Genomic DNA, 14,715 nt, shown 5'->3' with positions numbered 1-14,715 from the left:
CGCGGCGGGCGAAACCGTCGAGGCCGTCGCACGCGGCGGGCATGGGCGGCCATAGGTCCCGCGCCGTGCCCGACGGGCACCACCCGCGCCGTGCCCGACGGGCTGCGGGCGCCATCGGGCTTGACAGGCCGCCCCTCTTCCTCCGGCATGAACCGGCCCCCGGCATGGTCCGGCCGCGGGCCGTCCCCCCGGAGCCGGAAGCCGATCGGATGGCGGTCTTCTTCACCAGCGACACGCATTTCGGCCATGCCGGCGCGCTCGGCCGCTTCCGCCGGCCCTTCGCGGACGTGGCATCCATGGACGCGGCCCTGGTGGAGCGCTGGAACGCGCGGGTCGGACCGGAGGACGAGGTCTGGCACCTGGGCGACGTCTCGCTGCACCGCGATCCCGGCCGCACCGTGGCGATCCTGGAACGGCTCAACGGCCGCAGGCACCTGATCGCCGGCAACAATGACGGCCCGGCGACGAAGCGCCTGCCCGTCTGGGCGGAGGTCGCGGACTACCGCGAGCTGACCGCCGACGGCACGCCCCTGGTGCTCTGCCATTACGCCTTCCGCACCTGGAACGGCATGTACAAGGGGGCCTGGAACCTGCACGGCCACAGCCACGGGACGCTGAAGGGCCTGACCCGGCAGGTCGATGTGGGCGTGGACGTGTGGGACTTCCGCCCCGTCACCGTCGCGGAGATCCGGGCCCGCTTCTCCCGCCGCCGCAGCCCCGCTCCCGCCGGGGCGGCGGGGGAGCCGCCGCGGGACGGGTAGGGCGGCACGGTTCCGGTTGCGGCGGGGCGGGCCGGCGGGGTACAGCGGAAGCGCCCGCCCTGCCGGGTCCGCCAGACGCCCGAGGAACCATGACGCCCGAGGAAATCCAGGCCCGGCTGCTCTACCGCGACGGGCTGATGCTGATCCTGGACAAGCCCGCCGGCATCGCCGTGCATGGCGGGCCCGGCTCCCGCCACGGAGCGGACAATCTGGAACGGTATTTCGAGCATCTGCGCTTCGGCCTGCCGCGGCCGCCGGCGCTGGCGCACCGGCTGGACCGCGACACCTCCGGCTGCCTCGTGCTGGGCCGGCACCCCAAGGCGCTGCGCAAGCTGGGCCTGCTGTTCCAGGACGGGCGCATCGGCAAGACCTACTGGGCCGTCGTGCGCGGCGGCCCCGAGGGCGATGCCGGCACCATCGACAAGGCCCTGCTCAAGCGCACCGACGCCCGCCGCGGCTGGAAGATGATCGCCCTGCCCCCCGGCACGCCCGAGGCGCAGGAGGCGGTGACCGACTGGCGGGTGATGGGCCGCGGCAGCCTGCCGAAGATCGGCGATCTGGCCTGGCTGGAGCTGCACCCGCACACCGGCCGCACCCACCAGATCCGCGCCCACTGCGCCGCCATGGGCTGCCCGGTGCTGGGCGATCCCGTCTATGGCGGCCGCTACGAGGCGGAGCCGCTGCACCTGCACAGCCGGGCCATCTCCGTCCCCGTCTACACGACGAAGCCCGCCGTCGCCGTCACCGCCCCGGTGCCGCCCCACCTGCGCGAGGCGCTGGCCGCCTGCGGCTGGACCGGCGAGGGCTGAGCCGCCCGCCCGGCTCCCGGCCCCCGACGGTCACACCGTCCATTCCGGATCGGTGGTGAAGACGATGGTCAGCCAGCGGTCCGGTCCCTCGCCCCCGATCGCCTGTCCGATCTCGTCCCGCAGCCGGTCCCAGTCCTCCAGCCGGCGGGCCGGCCAGTCATGCGGCACGATGAAGTACAGCTCGATCTGCCGGCCCCGCCCGACCCGGGCGACATAGGACCGGAAGGAGACGAAGCCGTGGCGCCGCACGATCTCCTCGGCGACCGTGTTGACGTGCCGGCGCAGGTCGGGCGGCGTGACCAGCAGGATGTCGGCCAGGGCCTGCTTCACCGTGCCGGCCGGCAGCGGGATCAGCACCAGACAGATGAGCGCCAGCACGACGGGATCGATGTAGGGCGAGATCCAGGCCAGGTCCGTGCCCTGGACCAGATAGCCGATGACGAAGGCGATCAGCAGCGCCGCCGTGAGGCCGGCCGCCATCAGCCAGGCCTTGGCGTCGAGCGCCAGGAAGGCGGACCGGATGGTGCGGTTGGCGCGGGTGGCGTAGGCCGCCATCCCCAGGGCGATGGCCAGCGTGAGGACGGCATAGACGATGGCGTGGTCGAAGGCCAGCGTGTGGCCGCCCTCCATCAGGCTGCTCACGGCGGTGATCAGGGCATAGGTGGCGGCCCCCATCAGCAGGATGCCATTCAGCCCCAGGACCATCGGCTCCAGGTGCCAGAACCCCATGGTGAAGCGTTCGACCAGCCGGCCCATGGCCGGACCTGCCCCGGTCGAGGACGCGATCAGCCGCGCCACCAGCAGCGCGACGATGGTCATGCTGGCGTCCGTCAGCGAATGGATGCCGTCGAAGACGATGGCGAACGATCCCGACATCAGCCCGAACAGGATGCCGATGCCCGCCAGCAGGACCGTGACGGCGATGGAAAGGCGCAGGACGCCCTGTTCGGTCCTCATTCCCCGGCCTCCCGCTGCGACTCCGCGGCCTGCCGCAGCCCGGTCAGCAGGGCATCCACGGTCATCCGGTAGCTGCTGTCCGCGCGCAGTCCGCGGAACTCGGGCAGGAGCTGCCGGGTGAGCCCGAAGCGGTCGTCCAGGTGCCGCTCCATCTCGGCGATGTCCTCCGGCCGGGGGGTGCGCAGGAACCCCCCGGCCTCGGCGATGGCCAGCCCGATCACGGCCGCGTACCAGCCGTGCCCGGCCTCGACAAGCCGCCGGCCGCGGAATCCCGCCTCCTCCAGGGCGCCGTAGACCATCTCGACATGCGCGACGTCGGACGGACCCGTCGTCCAGAACCGCCCCATCAGGGCGAAGGTCTGCGGATGCTCCAGGGCGACCCGGCGGTATTCCAGGGCCAGCCAGCGCAGCCGGTCCTGCCAGGGCGCCGTCCGGTCGGCCGGGCGCAGCCGGGCCGTCAGCGCGTCCGCCATGGCCCGCAGCAGCCCCTCCTTGGACTTGAAATGGTAGAGCACGGCCATGGCGTCGCAGCCGATGTGCAGCCCCAGCTTGCGCAGGCTGAAACCGGCCTCGCCGGTCCGCTCCATCAGGGTGATCGCCGCCGCGACGATGGCCTCGCGCGACAGGGCCCGCGCTTCGGCGCCCCGCTTCTCCGACATCGGTCCGTCTCCTGTCCGGGATTGTCCGGGGGGAGACGCATGGTTCTGCCGCCCGCGGAACTCTACACCGTAGAATTTCTACGGCGTAGAGATAGGGAGGCCCGGCCCGGCGTCAACGGCCCTGCGACAAGCAGGCAGGGCAGGGGGCGGCTGTGCGAGGGCCGCTGTCAGGGCGGCGGCGGTTCCGGGCGGAGGTCGTCGTAGAACACCCCGCCCTCGCCGTCGAAGCGCAGGCGCACGCTGGCGCGGGGGCCGGGAAGCGGCGGCAGGCGCTCCAGCGCCGCCGCCTGCTCCTGCGGCAGGTACAGGCGGAACAGCCGGCCGGGATCGCGCAAGGGGTAGGGGCAGGCGCGCAGCTCCGCCCGGCGGCAGGCGACCGGCGTCGCCTCCGGCCGCAGCGGCGCGGCCGGGTCCGGCGTCAGGCAGACGCAGGCCGATCCGCCGTGGCTCAGGGTGAGCTGCGCCACCAGATAATGACCACGGAAGATGTCGCGCGGGTCCGGTCCCTCGATCCCGACCCGCAGCGCCGGCATGGCGGCCAGGGCCAGCGCCAGCCATCCGGCCCAGGCGGCGACGGCCAGGGTGGGCAGCAGCAGCGCGGCCGGCAGCAGGGCGCGGTGCAGGGCGCGGTGCATGGATCAGCCTCCCGTCGGCGGTGCGGCGGCGTGGCGGGCGGCCCAGGCCATCGCCCGCTGCGCGGCCCAGCCCAGCCCCAGCAGCAGGACGCCGCCGGCGATCAGCCCCAGCCCGGTGGCGGTCAGGCCGCCGGCCGCCTCCAGGAAGACCAGGAACAGGCGCAGCGCCACGGCGGCCACGGCCAGATTGAACAGCCAGAGCTGCCGCCCGTCCAGCGCCAGCTTCGCCACCGCCAGCCCGGTCAGGCAGAACGCCAGCGCCTCCGCCGCCGGCCAGGGGCCGTGGGGCAGCAGATGCGGCAGCAGCCCCCAGGCCGGGGCCAGGGCCAGCATGACCGGAAGCAGGGGCGGCGTCCCCGGCCCGTCGCCGCGGCGACCCGCCCGGTGGGCCAGCGGCAGCGCCAGCGCGCCGACCACGGCGCCGGTCAACGCGTCCGCCGGCGTCAGCACCAGACCGTCCGGCGACAGGCGCCAGAAGACCGTGCCGACGCAGACCAGGACCAGCGCGATGCCCAGGGCCAGGGAACCCGGCAGCCCGGCCCAGCGGCCCGGCAGCCGCAGGCCGCGCGCGGCATGGAGCGCCGCCACGGCCAGCACCAGCGCCGTCGCCAGCAGGTCGGCCGCGGCCAGCCGGTCGGCCTGGTCCGCCGTCAGGCTGACGCCGAACACCAGCAGCCCCAGGCTCCACAGCGCCATGTGGAAGGCGCTGCGCACCGCCGTCAGGGTGAGGGGCAGGGTCAGCAGCAGCCACGCCCCCAGCAGGCCGGTCAACCCGCCCTGCAACTGGAAGCTCTGCCCGACATGGGCGACGAAGGCGAGGGTGGAGACGGACAGCAGCAGCAGCGCCGCCTCCGCCCGCAGCCGCGTGCCCCCGCCGTGCCGGTCCCGCTCCAGCCAGATCCAGGCCGCCAGCCCCAGGCCCGCGTTCAGGACGCCGTGGCCGCCCAGCTTCAGCCAGACCGGCAGCTCCTGCCAGTTGGCGGCGACCAGGGCCGCCAGCCCCAGCGCGATGGCGAAGGCGCCCAGGATCGCCAGCACGGCCGACAGGCGCAGCCCCGGCCGCCCGGCCTCGAAGGCGCGGATGCGCGCGGCCGTCGCGTCGTCCACGATGCCGGCCGCCCGCCAGTCCTCGATCCGCCGGTCCAGCCGGCGCCCTTCCAGAGACGCTCCCAAATCCGCGATCCCGCTCCGCCGTCCTGCGTCGCGGGCCAGCATAGCGCCGCGGCGCCGCTATTTCTCCGCCAGCGTGACGATGGTGTCCTTCGGGGCGTGCAGGGTGATGTCGCAGTCGCCCCAGGCGGGGTCCAGCGGCCAGACGGCGCCGGGGGTCGTGTCCAGGCCGGACCGGGCGAAGGCGCAGCGGGCTTCGGCGCGGTCCAGCCGGCCCTGCACGGCCTCCAGCACCACCGTCCGGCGAATCGGGCGGTACTCGGTATAGCCGCTGCCCTCCGCGCAGGTCTCCTCCAGGGAGCAGGGGTCGTCGACCGGCAGCGCGATCGTCATCGGCGCGTCGGACGCCGCCAGTTCGCGGATCTTCGCCACGGCCCGGACGATTTCCGGCGGCGGCGCCACACGCTTGATCTCCTGCATCCTCTCGAAGGTCTTGATGGCATCGGCATAGTAGCCGGCCCGGGTCTGGAGCCGGAACAGCTCCAGTAGCCGCTCGGCCTGGAAGGTGGCGTCCACCTGATCCGGTGAGGCGCTCGCGCGCCGCAGGAGGCGGATCGCCTGGTCCAGGTCCCCGCGACGCAGGTGCCAGTGCGCCTCCAACGTGTCGATGTAGGCGTAGTCGTTGAGCGTCTTCGCTTCCTCGTGGAGGCTGTCGAGAGCGGCGCTCACCTCGTCCAGGCGACCGTCGGCCAGGGCGGACTGCGCCGCTCCGATGGCACTCTGGACCGTCCGGGAAGAGACATACTTGCCCCCGGTCCCCTGGATCAGGAAGGTCAGCCGGGTCACCTGATTGTGGATGTCCACCGGCGTACCATCCGCCGTCGCCGGCTGGAAGCGCCATCGGGACAGGGCCCGGGCGGCGGGCTTGGCGAACTGGCCGTTGCTCGCCTCCACCACCTCGACATCGTTCACGCTGCCGTCGGCCTTCACCGTGAAGCGCATGACGGCCCAGCCCTCGCGCCCCTCCCCCAGCATGTCCGGTGGATAGTCCGGCGAGACCCTTCTCTCCGGGATCGGCAGCCGGACCACCGGTTCTACCCCGACCTGCGCCCCGTCCCCTGCTGCGGAGGCGGGCGGCGCTGCGGACAGGCACAGGCAGGCGGCCAGCACGGTGGAGATACGACGGGTAGGCAGACGCATGACAGTCCCCAGGAGTTGCATCGGGGAATGATTAACGCTCGCCGCGTCGCCGATCAAGCATGTGCGCGAACAGCTCGGAGCGGTTTCGCCTCTTTGGTTCGGGGGGCCTCCTCCACGGCGGATGCCGGGGGAGGACGGCGGCGGGAGGGGCCGGTGTCAAGCTTCTCTTCTTGAAAATCAAGGCATCGCGGCGGCTTGCCAGACCTTGCCCTGACACCCATATGGTGTCATTCTGGGCAGATGGAGAAAAGCCGACCGACCTATGATCTTGCCGCCATCAAGGCCGTTCTCGGGTCGGTGGATACCTTGGCGATCACGCGGACGGCTCTGGCTGATGCATTCGCACTGGGTTTTGACCGGTCGGGAATTACGGCGGTGATCCGAGGGATTCGGCGGACGATGTTCTATAAGTCGATGACCACCCATGCCGATCATCGCACGTGGCAGGACGTCTATCATGTCCCGGCCGGCGATCTGGTCCTGTACGTCAAATTCCAGGCCGATGTGGTGACCGAGTTCAAGGTGATGTCCTTCAAGGAGAAGTGATCGTGGCCCCCAGGACCCCGGACCTGCCATCAACCATGCCGTGTCCCGAGACGGGGAATGTGCTTGTACGCGGTACCCGCCCGTTCACGGTGCGTTACAAGGGTCATGAAATGACGGTGGACCTGCCGGGCTATTACCCGGAGGGCGAGGGCGAGGGCGAGGGCGAGGGCGAGGGCGAGGGCGAATCCGTACATGTCGGTGGTGATATGGCAGCCGCGGATGCGGCCCTGCGGGCGCTCAAGGAACAGGTGGACGGCGTGCCCTCACCCGCCACCATCCGCCGCATCCGCACCAAACTGCGTCTCAGTCAGCGGGCCGCGGGGGCACTGTTCAAGGTCGGTCCCAGCGCCTTCGACAAGTACGAGCGCGCCATCGTTGAACCGAGCGGGCCGACGATCCAGCTGCTGAAATTGCTGGATCGGCATCCGGAACTGGTGGGGGAGCTGTAGGCGCTGAAGATTTCGACTGAATTCGTTTCTTTTGAAGGTCGTATATGAATAGATGTTTTTAACTAAGGGCGGAAATTATTTCTAATTATCTAGAATAATATCTCGGTTGGGCGCGGATATCCTTACTGTGCTGTCATCGCTGTGAGCATTTCATGGGGTATGGCACGCGATCCACGGCGTCAGGCCTGCTTCCAAGGCGGCAGCCTGTCTGGGCTCCAGCGTCCAGATGATTCCGGGAGAGAAGAACGAAACCAAAGCGCCTCGGGCGGGACGGCCAACAGATCCACGCAGACCGGCGCGGAACGCCGGGGTCCGGAACGCCGGGGTCATGGCGTCCCCAGGGGCGGCGCCCCGGACGGACACCCGGACTGGCAAGGGAAGTGGCGGAGGGGATGAGATTCGAACTCACGATACGGTTTTGCCGTATACCCGCTTTCCAGGCGAGCGCCTTCAACCACTCGGCCACCCCTCCGCTGGATCGGGCGCGGACCATACAAAGGACGGTGGCCGTCTTCAAGCTCCTTTTTTCGTGGCGGCCAGGGCCGCGATCTCGGCCTCCTCCGCCTCGGCCAGCCGGGCCAGCTCCGCATAGGGATCGCCGGACAGCCCGAAGAAGCGGGCGAAGGCTGGTTCGGTCTTCATGCCGCCGGTCTTCAGGCGGCGGATGGGGTCCTGCGCCGCAGGGCAGGCGTGCAGCAGGCGCGCCTCCGCCACCAGATGCCGCCAGCCCGCCTGTGCTTCCACCGGCCCGGGCTGGGCGAACACCTCCACCGGCACGCCGTCGCAGGTGAAATTGGCGATCACGGCGGGCACGCCGCCGATCGTGTCGGTCTTCCGCCGGTAGCCCGCCTCCTGCCAGAACAGGTCGTCCAGGCGGGAGCGGGCGGCGGCCACGTCCGACACCTCCACCAGCAGGTCCAGGTCCGAGCCGCGCACCGCCACGTCCAGCGGGAAGGTCCCGGCCAGCCGCAGCGGCCACGGGGCCAGCCGGTCCATCAGCGCGTGGCGGGTCAGCACCTCCCAGACGCGGACCTGATCGGGGCTGCCCTGGGCCATCCAGGCGGGATTGCGGAGACGGTCTTGGATCACCGGACGTACTCACCTTTCGGGAAGGACGGGCCGGCGGGGGCCGGCCCCGGGACGGGTCGGGGCGGAGCGGGCGGGTCAGGCGGCTGCGGTGGGCGTCGCGCGCTCCCCGAAGATGGCGGTGCCGACGCGCACCACGGTGGCGCCCAGCCGCACCGCCACGTCGAAATCGTGGCTCATGCCCATGGAGAGGCCGGGCACGAAATGCCGGCGGGCGAGGTCGGCCAGCAGCGCGAAATGCGGCGACGGCTCGTCCTCCGCCGGGGGGATGGCCATCAGGCCGGCGACCTGCACCCCGTATTCGGCCTTGCAGGCGGCCAGGAAGGCGCCGACCTCGGCCGGGGCGATGCCGGCCTTCTGCGGCTCCTCCCCCGTGTTGACCTCCACGTAGAATCGCGGCCAGCGGTTCTGCCTGCGGCATTCCGCGGCCAGGGCCTGGGCCAGCTTCGGCCGGTCCACCGTCTGGATCACGTCGAACAGGGCCACCGCCTCCTTGACCTTGTTGGTCTGCAACGGGCCGATCAGGTGCAGTTCCACGTCCGGATACTCCGCCTTCAGCGCCGGCCACTTGGCCTTCGCCTCCTGCACCCGGTTCTCCCCGAAGACGCGCTGGCCGGCGGCGAGTGCCGCGCGCAGCTTCTCCACCGGCTGCACCTTGGAGACGGCGACGAGCGTGACACCGCGCGGGTCGCGGCCGACGGCGGCGGCGGCCTCGGCGATGGCGGCCCGCACGGCGGCCAGATCGGCGGCGACATCGCCGCTGGGCGTGACGGGGGGACGGGGCGGGGGGGCGACGCGGGTCATGACGGTTCTGAACGGTTGCGCGGGACAGGATGGCACGGAACCCCGGTCCGGCCTGGACAAGGCCGCCGAGGAAGCCGACTTTCCCTCGGCCGGGCGCCCGATGCAAACCGTTTGGTCGCGCCCCCGCCCTGCCGTCCCGCCAGTACGGAGAGACCCGCCATGTCCCGCCCCCTGATTTCCGCGCCCGCGCTCGCCCTCTGCCTGCTGCTGCCGGCCGCCCCGGCCGCGGCGGAGGTCACGGTCGACTGGAGCGCCGTCGGGCAGGCGGCCGGCAGCTACACCGGCAAGGCGCCGGCCGGCGGCGACCGCTGGAACGGCTTCGCCGGCTACGCCCTGACCGGCCGGGCCGACGGCATGACCGCCTCGGGCATCGGCTACGGGCTGGTCGGGACGCTGGGGTCGGGCGACTACGAGAAGAGCCTGGACCGCCCCGGCAACCGCGAGAAGGCCACCCTGAACGAGGTCTATGTCTGGCTGGACACGGCCTATGGCCAGGTCCGGGCGGGCGACGAGGACGGGGCGGCCAAGCGCGCCGTGGACCTGCTGCCGCTGCTCGCCGGCGGGCAGGTGGACGGCTTCTGGACGCGGGCCGCCGCGGTGGCGCCGCCGGCCGATCATCTGGGACGCGACAGCGACGACGCGGCCAAGGTCCTCTATGAGACGCCGCGCCTGTTCGGGCTGCGCCTGGGCGTCTCCTACGCGCCCGAGCGCAAGAGCCTGGTGGAGGACATCGCCGGCCTGGACGCGGTGCCGACGGAGGACGACCTCTGGGAGGTCGGGCTGAACTGGCGCACCGATTCCGGCCCCTGGTCCTACGAGCTGGCGGCGGGCTATGTGCGCGGCGCGGCCGGTGCGGCCGGGGCGGCCGACACGGAAAGCCGCAAGCTGGCCGCCCTGGTGCTCTACGGCGGCTTCGCGGCCGGCGCCGTCTGGTTCGACGAGGAGGTCGGCGACCGCACCCTCGGCCGGGTGGACCGGCAGGGCTGGACCGTGCAGGGCACCTACGAGAACGGACCCTACGGCCTCGCCCTCTGGGTCTCGGACATCGAGGCGGAGCGGCTGCTGGAGCACACCGCCTACGGCCTTGGCCTGTCCTGGCGGGCGCGGCCGGAGCTGACCCTGGGCCTCGACCTCGTCCGCTACGACGCCGACCGGCCCGGCGCGTCCGGCCGCTCCGGCACCGTGGCCCAGCTCTCCGGCGAGGTGCGGTTCTGAGCGGCGGAGGCCCGGAGCCTTGTCCGGAGCCTCAGGGCCCGTCGATCCCGTCGCCGGGGGCCGGCGGGTTGCCGCGGCCGGCCTTCTCCAGCACCTCCAGGAAATCGTCCCGCCGGGCGCCGGCGGCCCTCCGCCGGAAGAACTCCTCCGTCTGGGCCTGTGCCGCCACCCGGCCGGCCAGCGCGGCCGTGATGTAGGCGTTCAGGCTGACACCCGACCGCTCCGCCTGGGCGGCGGCGGCGGCCTTGAGATCGTCCGGAAGGCGCAGGGACAGGGTGCTCATCGGTCAAGGCTCCGCAGCAGTCTGCCGGGGGTCGTCACCGCAACGCCGAGGCGTCCGGCGACGGCGAGGTCACGTAAATTGTGCGTCACCAGGGCGTCGGCCCGGCCGTTCACGGCGCAGTCCACGACCCGGTCATCGTCGGGATCGGGCGATGCCGGCCGCCAGGACACGTCGATGACGACCGGTTCCACCAGCAGCGCGAACGCTCCCAGGAAGCGCCGGATGTCTTCGAAACCGAGCCCGGTCCGGGCGAGGATCGCCGGTCGAAGCAGCACGTCCTCATACTCCAGGAACAGCGCGGTGGAGGCCAGCGGCTTCAGGCGTCCGGCATGGACAAGGCGCAGCACCTGCCGCGACGCCCCGGACGCGCTCTGTAGGCCGGCGACCAGCACCGTCGTGTCCAGGACGACCCTCATGCCGCATCCCTCCGGTTGATACCGTATATGGTATCACGGGCGTCGGTCAATCAAAGGGAGGTCCTGGCCCGTGGTGGCAATCGGTGTCAGCTTTGTTCCTGCCCTTGAACGCCAGGAACTTCCTGATCGCCGCGGGCGTCACGCCGACTCCTTCCATGGCCGTGTTCTCGGCCTCAACGACGTGATCGACTTCTATGGTCGGGACGTCGACGAGCTGAAGCGGGAGTTCAAGGCGTCGGTGGACGAGTACGTCGCCTGGTGCCGGGAGAAGGGAACCGACCCCTGCAAGGCCTGGTCGGGGAAGATGACCCTGCGCCCCAGCGATGAACAGCACCGGCGCTTCATCGCGGCCGCCGCGGCCCACCGCAAGAGCCTGCCTGCCTGGATGATCGAGGTGCTGGACCGGGAAAGCCGCGAAACCGTCGGCTCGCTGCCGTCCGCCGCCTGATGCCCGATCCCGTCGCCGGGGGCCGCGCCCGCCTGCCACGGAAACGCCACCGGTGCCGTGCTTGCGCCCGCGCGGCTTTTTTGCTCTAACGGGTTTTCCGTTTCCCTGGCCTGATTCCTGGGTGGTCTACTCATGCCGTCGCGCCGCGTCTCCCTTTTCGGTCGCACCCTGGTGCTGGGCACCCTGGCCCTCGGGCTGTCGGGCTGCTCCTGGCTCAACTCCATCGGTTCCGATACGGAGGAGCCGGCCCCCGGTCAGGCCACGCGGATCAACAGCTCCGACTTTGCCGGCGCGACCATGGCCGCCGTGCCCGCCGCCGGGCAGGCGGTCAACGCCTATCTCTGGCGGGCGGCGCTGGACACGCTCCAGTTCATGCCGATCGCGCAGGCCGATCCCTATGGCGGCGTGATCCTGACGGACTGGTACAGCCCGCCGGGCACGCCGAACGAGCGTTTCAAGGTGAATCTCTACATCCTGGACGCCGCCCTGCGGGCCGACGGCGTGCGCGCCACCGTGTTCCGCCAGCAGCTCAACTCCGTGGGCGGCTGGATGGATACCGGCGTCGCGCCGGAGACGCATGTCCAGCTTGAGGATTCCATCCTGACCCGGGCCCGGCAGCTCCGCCAGGCCAGCACCACCACCCGCTGATACCGTCCGACAGCCGCCCCGGGCGGGCCTGACCCTTTTCCCGGGTGGCGCGCCCCTCCGCGGAGCGGCACCCGAGACAAGGACCGTCCATGTCCCGCTACAACGTGCGCGAAACGGAAGCCAAGTGGCAGGCCGCCTGGGCCGATGCCGGCTCCTTCGCGGTCACCGCCGATCCCTCGAAGCCCAAATACTACGTGCTGGAGATGTTCCCCTATCCGTCGGGGCGCATCCACATGGGGCATGTGCGCAACTACACGATGGGCGACGTCGTCGCCCGCTTCAAGCGCGCCAAGGGCTTCAACGTCCTGCACCCGATGGGCTGGGACGCCTTCGGCCTGCCGGCGGAGAACGCGGCGCTGGAGAAGGGCGTCCATCCGGGCAAGTGGACCTACGAGAACATCGCCACCATGCGCGGCCAGCTCCAGACCATGGGGCTGGCGATCGACTGGAGCCGCGAGGTGGCGACCTGCCGGCCGGAATATTACCGGCACGAGCAGAAGATGTTCCTGGACTTCCTCAAGGCGGGCCTCGCCTACCGCAAGGAATCCTGGGTCAACTGGGACCCGGTGGACAACACCGTGCTGGCGAACGAGCAGGTGGTGGACGGGCGCGGCTGGCGCACCGGCGCCCTGGTCGAGAAGCGCAAGCTCTCCCAGTGGTTCCTCAAGATCACCCATTTCGCCGACGACCTGCTGGAGGCGCTGAAGGGCCTGGAGCGCTGGCCCGACAAGGTGCGCACCATGCAGGAGAACTGGATCGGCAGGTCCACGGGCTGCCGGTTCTTCTTCCGCCTGTCGGGCGGCCATCCGGAGCTGGAGGTCTTCACGACCCGGCCGGACACGCTCTACGGCGCCAGCTTCGTGGCGATCAGCCCGAACCACCCGCTGGCCGCGGCGCTGGCCGCGGACAATCCGGCGCTGGCCGACTTCATCGCCGAGTGCAACCGCACCTCGACGTCGGAGGCCGACATCGAGACGGCGGAGAAGAAGGGCTTCGTCACCGGCGTGACGGCGGAGCATCCCTTCGTCCCCGGCTGGACGCTGCCGGTCTATGTCGCCAACTTCGTGCTGATGGAATACGGCACCGGCGCCATCTTCGGCTGCCCGGCGCATGACCAGCGCGACCTGGACTTCGCCCGCAAGTACGGCCTGCCGGTGAAGCCGGTGGTGGTCCCCGAAGGGCAGGACCCGGCCGCCTTCGCCGTGGGCGACGAGGCCTATACCGGCCCCGGCGTGCTGCGCAACAGCGACTTCCTGGACGGGCTGGGGGTGGAGGAGGCGAAGGCCGCCGCCATCCGCCGGATCGAGGAGGCGGGCCGCGGCCAGGGCACCACCATGTACCGGCTGCGCGACTGGGGCGTCTCCCGGCAGCGCTACTGGGGCTGCCCGATCCCGGTCATCCACTGCCCCAAGTGCGGCGCCGTCCCGGTGCCGGAGGCGCAGCTTCCCGTCACCCTGCCCGACGACGTGACCTTCGACGCGCCCGGCAACCCGTTGGCCCGGCACCCGACCTGGAAGCATGTCGCCTGCCCCTGCTGCGGCGGTGCCGCCGAGCGGGAGACGGACACCTTCGACACCTTCATCGAGTCGAGCTGGTACTTCCTGCGCTTCGCCGACCCGCGCAACGGCACGCTGGCGTTCGATCCCGATGTCGTCAAGTACTGGCTGCCCGTGGACCAGTACATCGGCGGGGTCGAGCACGCCGTGCTGCACCTGCTCTACGCCCGGTTCTGGACGCGGGCGCTGGCGCACTGCGGCTACCTGGATCTGGCCGAGCCCTTCGCCGGGCTGTTCACCCAGGGCATGGTCACCCACGCGACCTACCAGGGCACGGACGGCAAGTGGCTGTTCCCCGCGGAGGTGGAGTTCCGCGAGGGCGCGATGGTGAAGTCCGACGACGGCACCGCCGTCACCGTCGGCCCCATCATCAAGATGTCCAAGTCCAAGAAGAACGTCGTCGATCCGCAGCAGATCATCGAGAGCTACGGCGCCGATGCCGCGCGGATGTTCATGATGTCGGACAGCCCGCCCGACCGCGACCTGGAATGGACCACCGCCGGCATCGACGGCGCCTGGCGCTACATCAACCGCCTGTGGCGTCTGGTGACGGAGCCGGGCTTCGACCTGCCCGCCCCCGGCACGCCGGCTCCGGCATCCTTCGGGGAGGAGGCGACGGCGATCCGCCGGCTGGCGCACAAGGCGGCGCAGCAGATCGGCGAGGATATCGAGGGCTTCCGCTTCAACAGCTCGGTCGCCCGCCTGCGCAGCTTCAGCAACGGGCTCCAGGACGCCTTCGCCAGGCTGGCGGCGAAGGCCGCCGCCGGCACCGCCCCCGCGGCCGACGAGGCCTGGGCGGCGCGCGAGGCGCTGGAGATGCTGGCCCGCATGGTCGAGCCGATGATGCCGCATCTGGCGCATGAGATGTGGGCCGCACTGGGCCATGCCGGGCTGCTGCTGGACCGGCCCTGGCCGGCCGTGGACGCCGCCCTGGTGGTGGAGGACACGGTGACCGTGGCCGTGCAGGTGAACGGCAAGCTGCGCGCCACCATCAGCCTGCGCCGCGACGCCGGGAACGAGGAGGCGCAGGCCGCCGCCCTGGCCGACCCGGCCGTGCAGAAGGCGGTGGAGGGCAAGCCGCTGCGCAAGGTCGTGGTGGTGCCGAACAGGATCGTCAATGTCGTCGTCTAGCC

General features: G+C 71.3%; 17 protein-coding genes and 1 tRNA gene. 8 read left to right on the top strand and 10 right to left on the bottom strand.

What is annotated here, in order from left to right:
* The first annotated feature begins 209 nt into the window (after positions 1 to 209).
* Both ACFQPS_RS12850 and ACFQPS_RS12845 read left to right on the top strand, forming a co-directional pair.
* Positions 210 to 761 (top strand): metallophosphoesterase family protein, encoded by a 552-nt coding sequence (locus tag ACFQPS_RS12850; protein WP_377359539.1) that lies wholly within the window; start codon positions 210 to 212, stop codon positions 759 to 761.
* Positions 762 to 850: 89 nt separating this feature from the next.
* Positions 851 to 1,570 (top strand): RluA family pseudouridine synthase, encoded by a 720-nt coding sequence (locus tag ACFQPS_RS12845; protein WP_377359538.1) that lies wholly within the window; start codon positions 851 to 853, stop codon positions 1,568 to 1,570.
* Between the two features lie 30 nt (positions 1,571 to 1,600).
* Here the strand turns inward: ACFQPS_RS12845 and ACFQPS_RS12840 are convergent, their stop codons facing one another.
* From ACFQPS_RS12840 to ACFQPS_RS12820, 5 genes are all read right to left on the bottom strand, one after another.
* The gene (locus ACFQPS_RS12840; RefSeq protein ID WP_377359536.1) at positions 1,601 to 2,527 is read right to left on the bottom strand and encodes a cation diffusion facilitator family transporter; all 927 of its coding nucleotides are present in this window, start codon (positions 2,525 to 2,527) and stop codon (positions 1,601 to 1,603) included.
* Positions 2,524 to 3,186, bottom strand: a complete 663-nt coding sequence (locus ACFQPS_RS12835) for a TetR/AcrR family transcriptional regulator (RefSeq protein WP_377359534.1) — start codon at positions 3,184 to 3,186, stop codon at positions 2,524 to 2,526. The genes ACFQPS_RS12840 and ACFQPS_RS12835 overlap by 4 nt, the downstream gene beginning before the upstream one ends.
* 167 nt (positions 3,187 to 3,353) lie before the next feature.
* A complete protein-coding gene (locus tag ACFQPS_RS12830) occupies positions 3,354 to 3,821 on the bottom strand; it encodes a hypothetical protein (RefSeq protein ID WP_377359533.1) in 468 nt (155 codons plus the stop codon).
* A 3-nt stretch (positions 3,822 to 3,824) separates the two neighbouring features.
* Complete coding sequence (locus tag ACFQPS_RS12825) at positions 3,825 to 4,994, bottom strand: DUF2157 domain-containing protein (RefSeq protein ID WP_377359531.1); 1,170 nt, start codon at positions 4,992 to 4,994, stop codon at positions 3,825 to 3,827.
* A 57-nt stretch (positions 4,995 to 5,051) separates the two neighbouring features.
* Positions 5,052 to 6,131: a TonB family protein gene (locus tag ACFQPS_RS12820; protein WP_377359530.1), complete on the bottom strand. Its 1,080-nt coding sequence runs from the start codon at positions 6,129 to 6,131 to the stop codon at positions 5,052 to 5,054.
* 240 nt (positions 6,132 to 6,371) lie between these two features.
* Between ACFQPS_RS12820 and ACFQPS_RS12815 the strand changes: the two genes are divergently transcribed.
* Positions 6,372 to 6,677, top strand: a complete 306-nt coding sequence (locus ACFQPS_RS12815) for a type II toxin-antitoxin system MqsR family toxin (protein ID WP_377359528.1) — start codon at positions 6,372 to 6,374, stop codon at positions 6,675 to 6,677.
* A gap of 35 nt (positions 6,678 to 6,712) precedes the next feature.
* Positions 6,713 to 7,126, top strand: a complete 414-nt coding sequence (locus tag ACFQPS_RS12810; RefSeq protein ID WP_377359585.1) for a type II TA system antitoxin MqsA family protein — start codon at positions 6,713 to 6,715, stop codon at positions 7,124 to 7,126.
* A gap of 381 nt (positions 7,127 to 7,507) precedes the next feature.
* Here the strand turns inward: ACFQPS_RS12810 and ACFQPS_RS12805 are convergent.
* From ACFQPS_RS12805 to ACFQPS_RS12795, 3 genes are all read right to left on the bottom strand, one after another.
* Positions 7,508 to 7,598: transfer RNA gene (locus ACFQPS_RS12805), tRNA-Ser, on the bottom strand.
* A 41-nt stretch (positions 7,599 to 7,639) separates the two neighbouring features.
* Complete coding sequence (locus tag ACFQPS_RS12800; RefSeq protein WP_377359527.1) at positions 7,640 to 8,215, bottom strand: DUF4269 domain-containing protein; 576 nt, start codon at positions 8,213 to 8,215, stop codon at positions 7,640 to 7,642.
* 75 nt (positions 8,216 to 8,290) lie between these two features.
* On the bottom strand, positions 8,291 to 9,016 hold the full coding sequence (locus ACFQPS_RS12795) for a YggS family pyridoxal phosphate-dependent enzyme (protein WP_377359525.1): 726 nt from the start codon (positions 9,014 to 9,016) through the stop codon (positions 8,291 to 8,293).
* Positions 9,017 to 9,175: 159 nt separating this feature from the next.
* Between ACFQPS_RS12795 and ACFQPS_RS12790 the strand changes: the two genes are divergently transcribed.
* Complete coding sequence (locus tag ACFQPS_RS12790; RefSeq protein WP_377359523.1) at positions 9,176 to 10,231, top strand: porin; 1,056 nt, start codon at positions 9,176 to 9,178, stop codon at positions 10,229 to 10,231.
* A gap of 31 nt (positions 10,232 to 10,262) precedes the next feature.
* Here ACFQPS_RS12790 and ACFQPS_RS12785 read toward each other — a convergent pair whose 3' ends face one another.
* Together ACFQPS_RS12785 and ACFQPS_RS12780 are read right to left on the bottom strand one after the other, a co-directional pair.
* Complete coding sequence (locus ACFQPS_RS12785; protein WP_377359522.1) at positions 10,263 to 10,514, bottom strand: toxin-antitoxin system HicB family antitoxin; 252 nt, start codon at positions 10,512 to 10,514, stop codon at positions 10,263 to 10,265.
* Positions 10,511 to 10,930, bottom strand: a complete 420-nt coding sequence (locus ACFQPS_RS12780; protein ID WP_377359520.1) for a putative toxin-antitoxin system toxin component, PIN family — start codon at positions 10,928 to 10,930, stop codon at positions 10,511 to 10,513. Before ACFQPS_RS12780 ends, ACFQPS_RS12785 begins: the two co-directional genes overlap by 4 nt.
* A 70-nt stretch (positions 10,931 to 11,000) precedes the next feature.
* On the opposite strand from ACFQPS_RS12780, the gene ACFQPS_RS12775 reads away from it, so the two are divergent.
* The 3 genes from ACFQPS_RS12775 (at position 11,001) to leuS (ending at position 14,713) form a co-directional block, all read left to right on the top strand.
* Positions 11,001 to 11,378 (top strand): type II toxin-antitoxin system HicB family antitoxin, encoded by a 378-nt coding sequence (locus ACFQPS_RS12775; RefSeq protein ID WP_377359518.1) that lies wholly within the window; start codon positions 11,001 to 11,003, stop codon positions 11,376 to 11,378.
* 132 nt (positions 11,379 to 11,510) lie between these two features.
* Positions 11,511 to 12,026, top strand: a complete 516-nt coding sequence (locus tag ACFQPS_RS12770; RefSeq protein ID WP_377359517.1) for a DUF3576 domain-containing protein — start codon at positions 11,511 to 11,513, stop codon at positions 12,024 to 12,026.
* Between the two features lie 89 nt (positions 12,027 to 12,115).
* The gene (leuS, locus tag ACFQPS_RS12765; protein WP_377359515.1) at positions 12,116 to 14,713 is read left to right on the top strand and encodes a leucine--tRNA ligase; all 2,598 of its coding nucleotides are present in this window, start codon (positions 12,116 to 12,118) and stop codon (positions 14,711 to 14,713) included.
* Positions 14,714 to 14,715: the final 2 nt, after the last annotated feature.

This window comes from Rhodocista pekingensis (assembly GCF_042665545.1).
GTDB lineage: Bacteria > Pseudomonadota > Alphaproteobacteria > Azospirillales > Azospirillaceae > Rhodocista > Rhodocista pekingensis.
The sequence above is the reverse complement of the archived record's forward strand: the minus strand, read 5'-3'. Positions and strand labels throughout refer to the sequence as shown.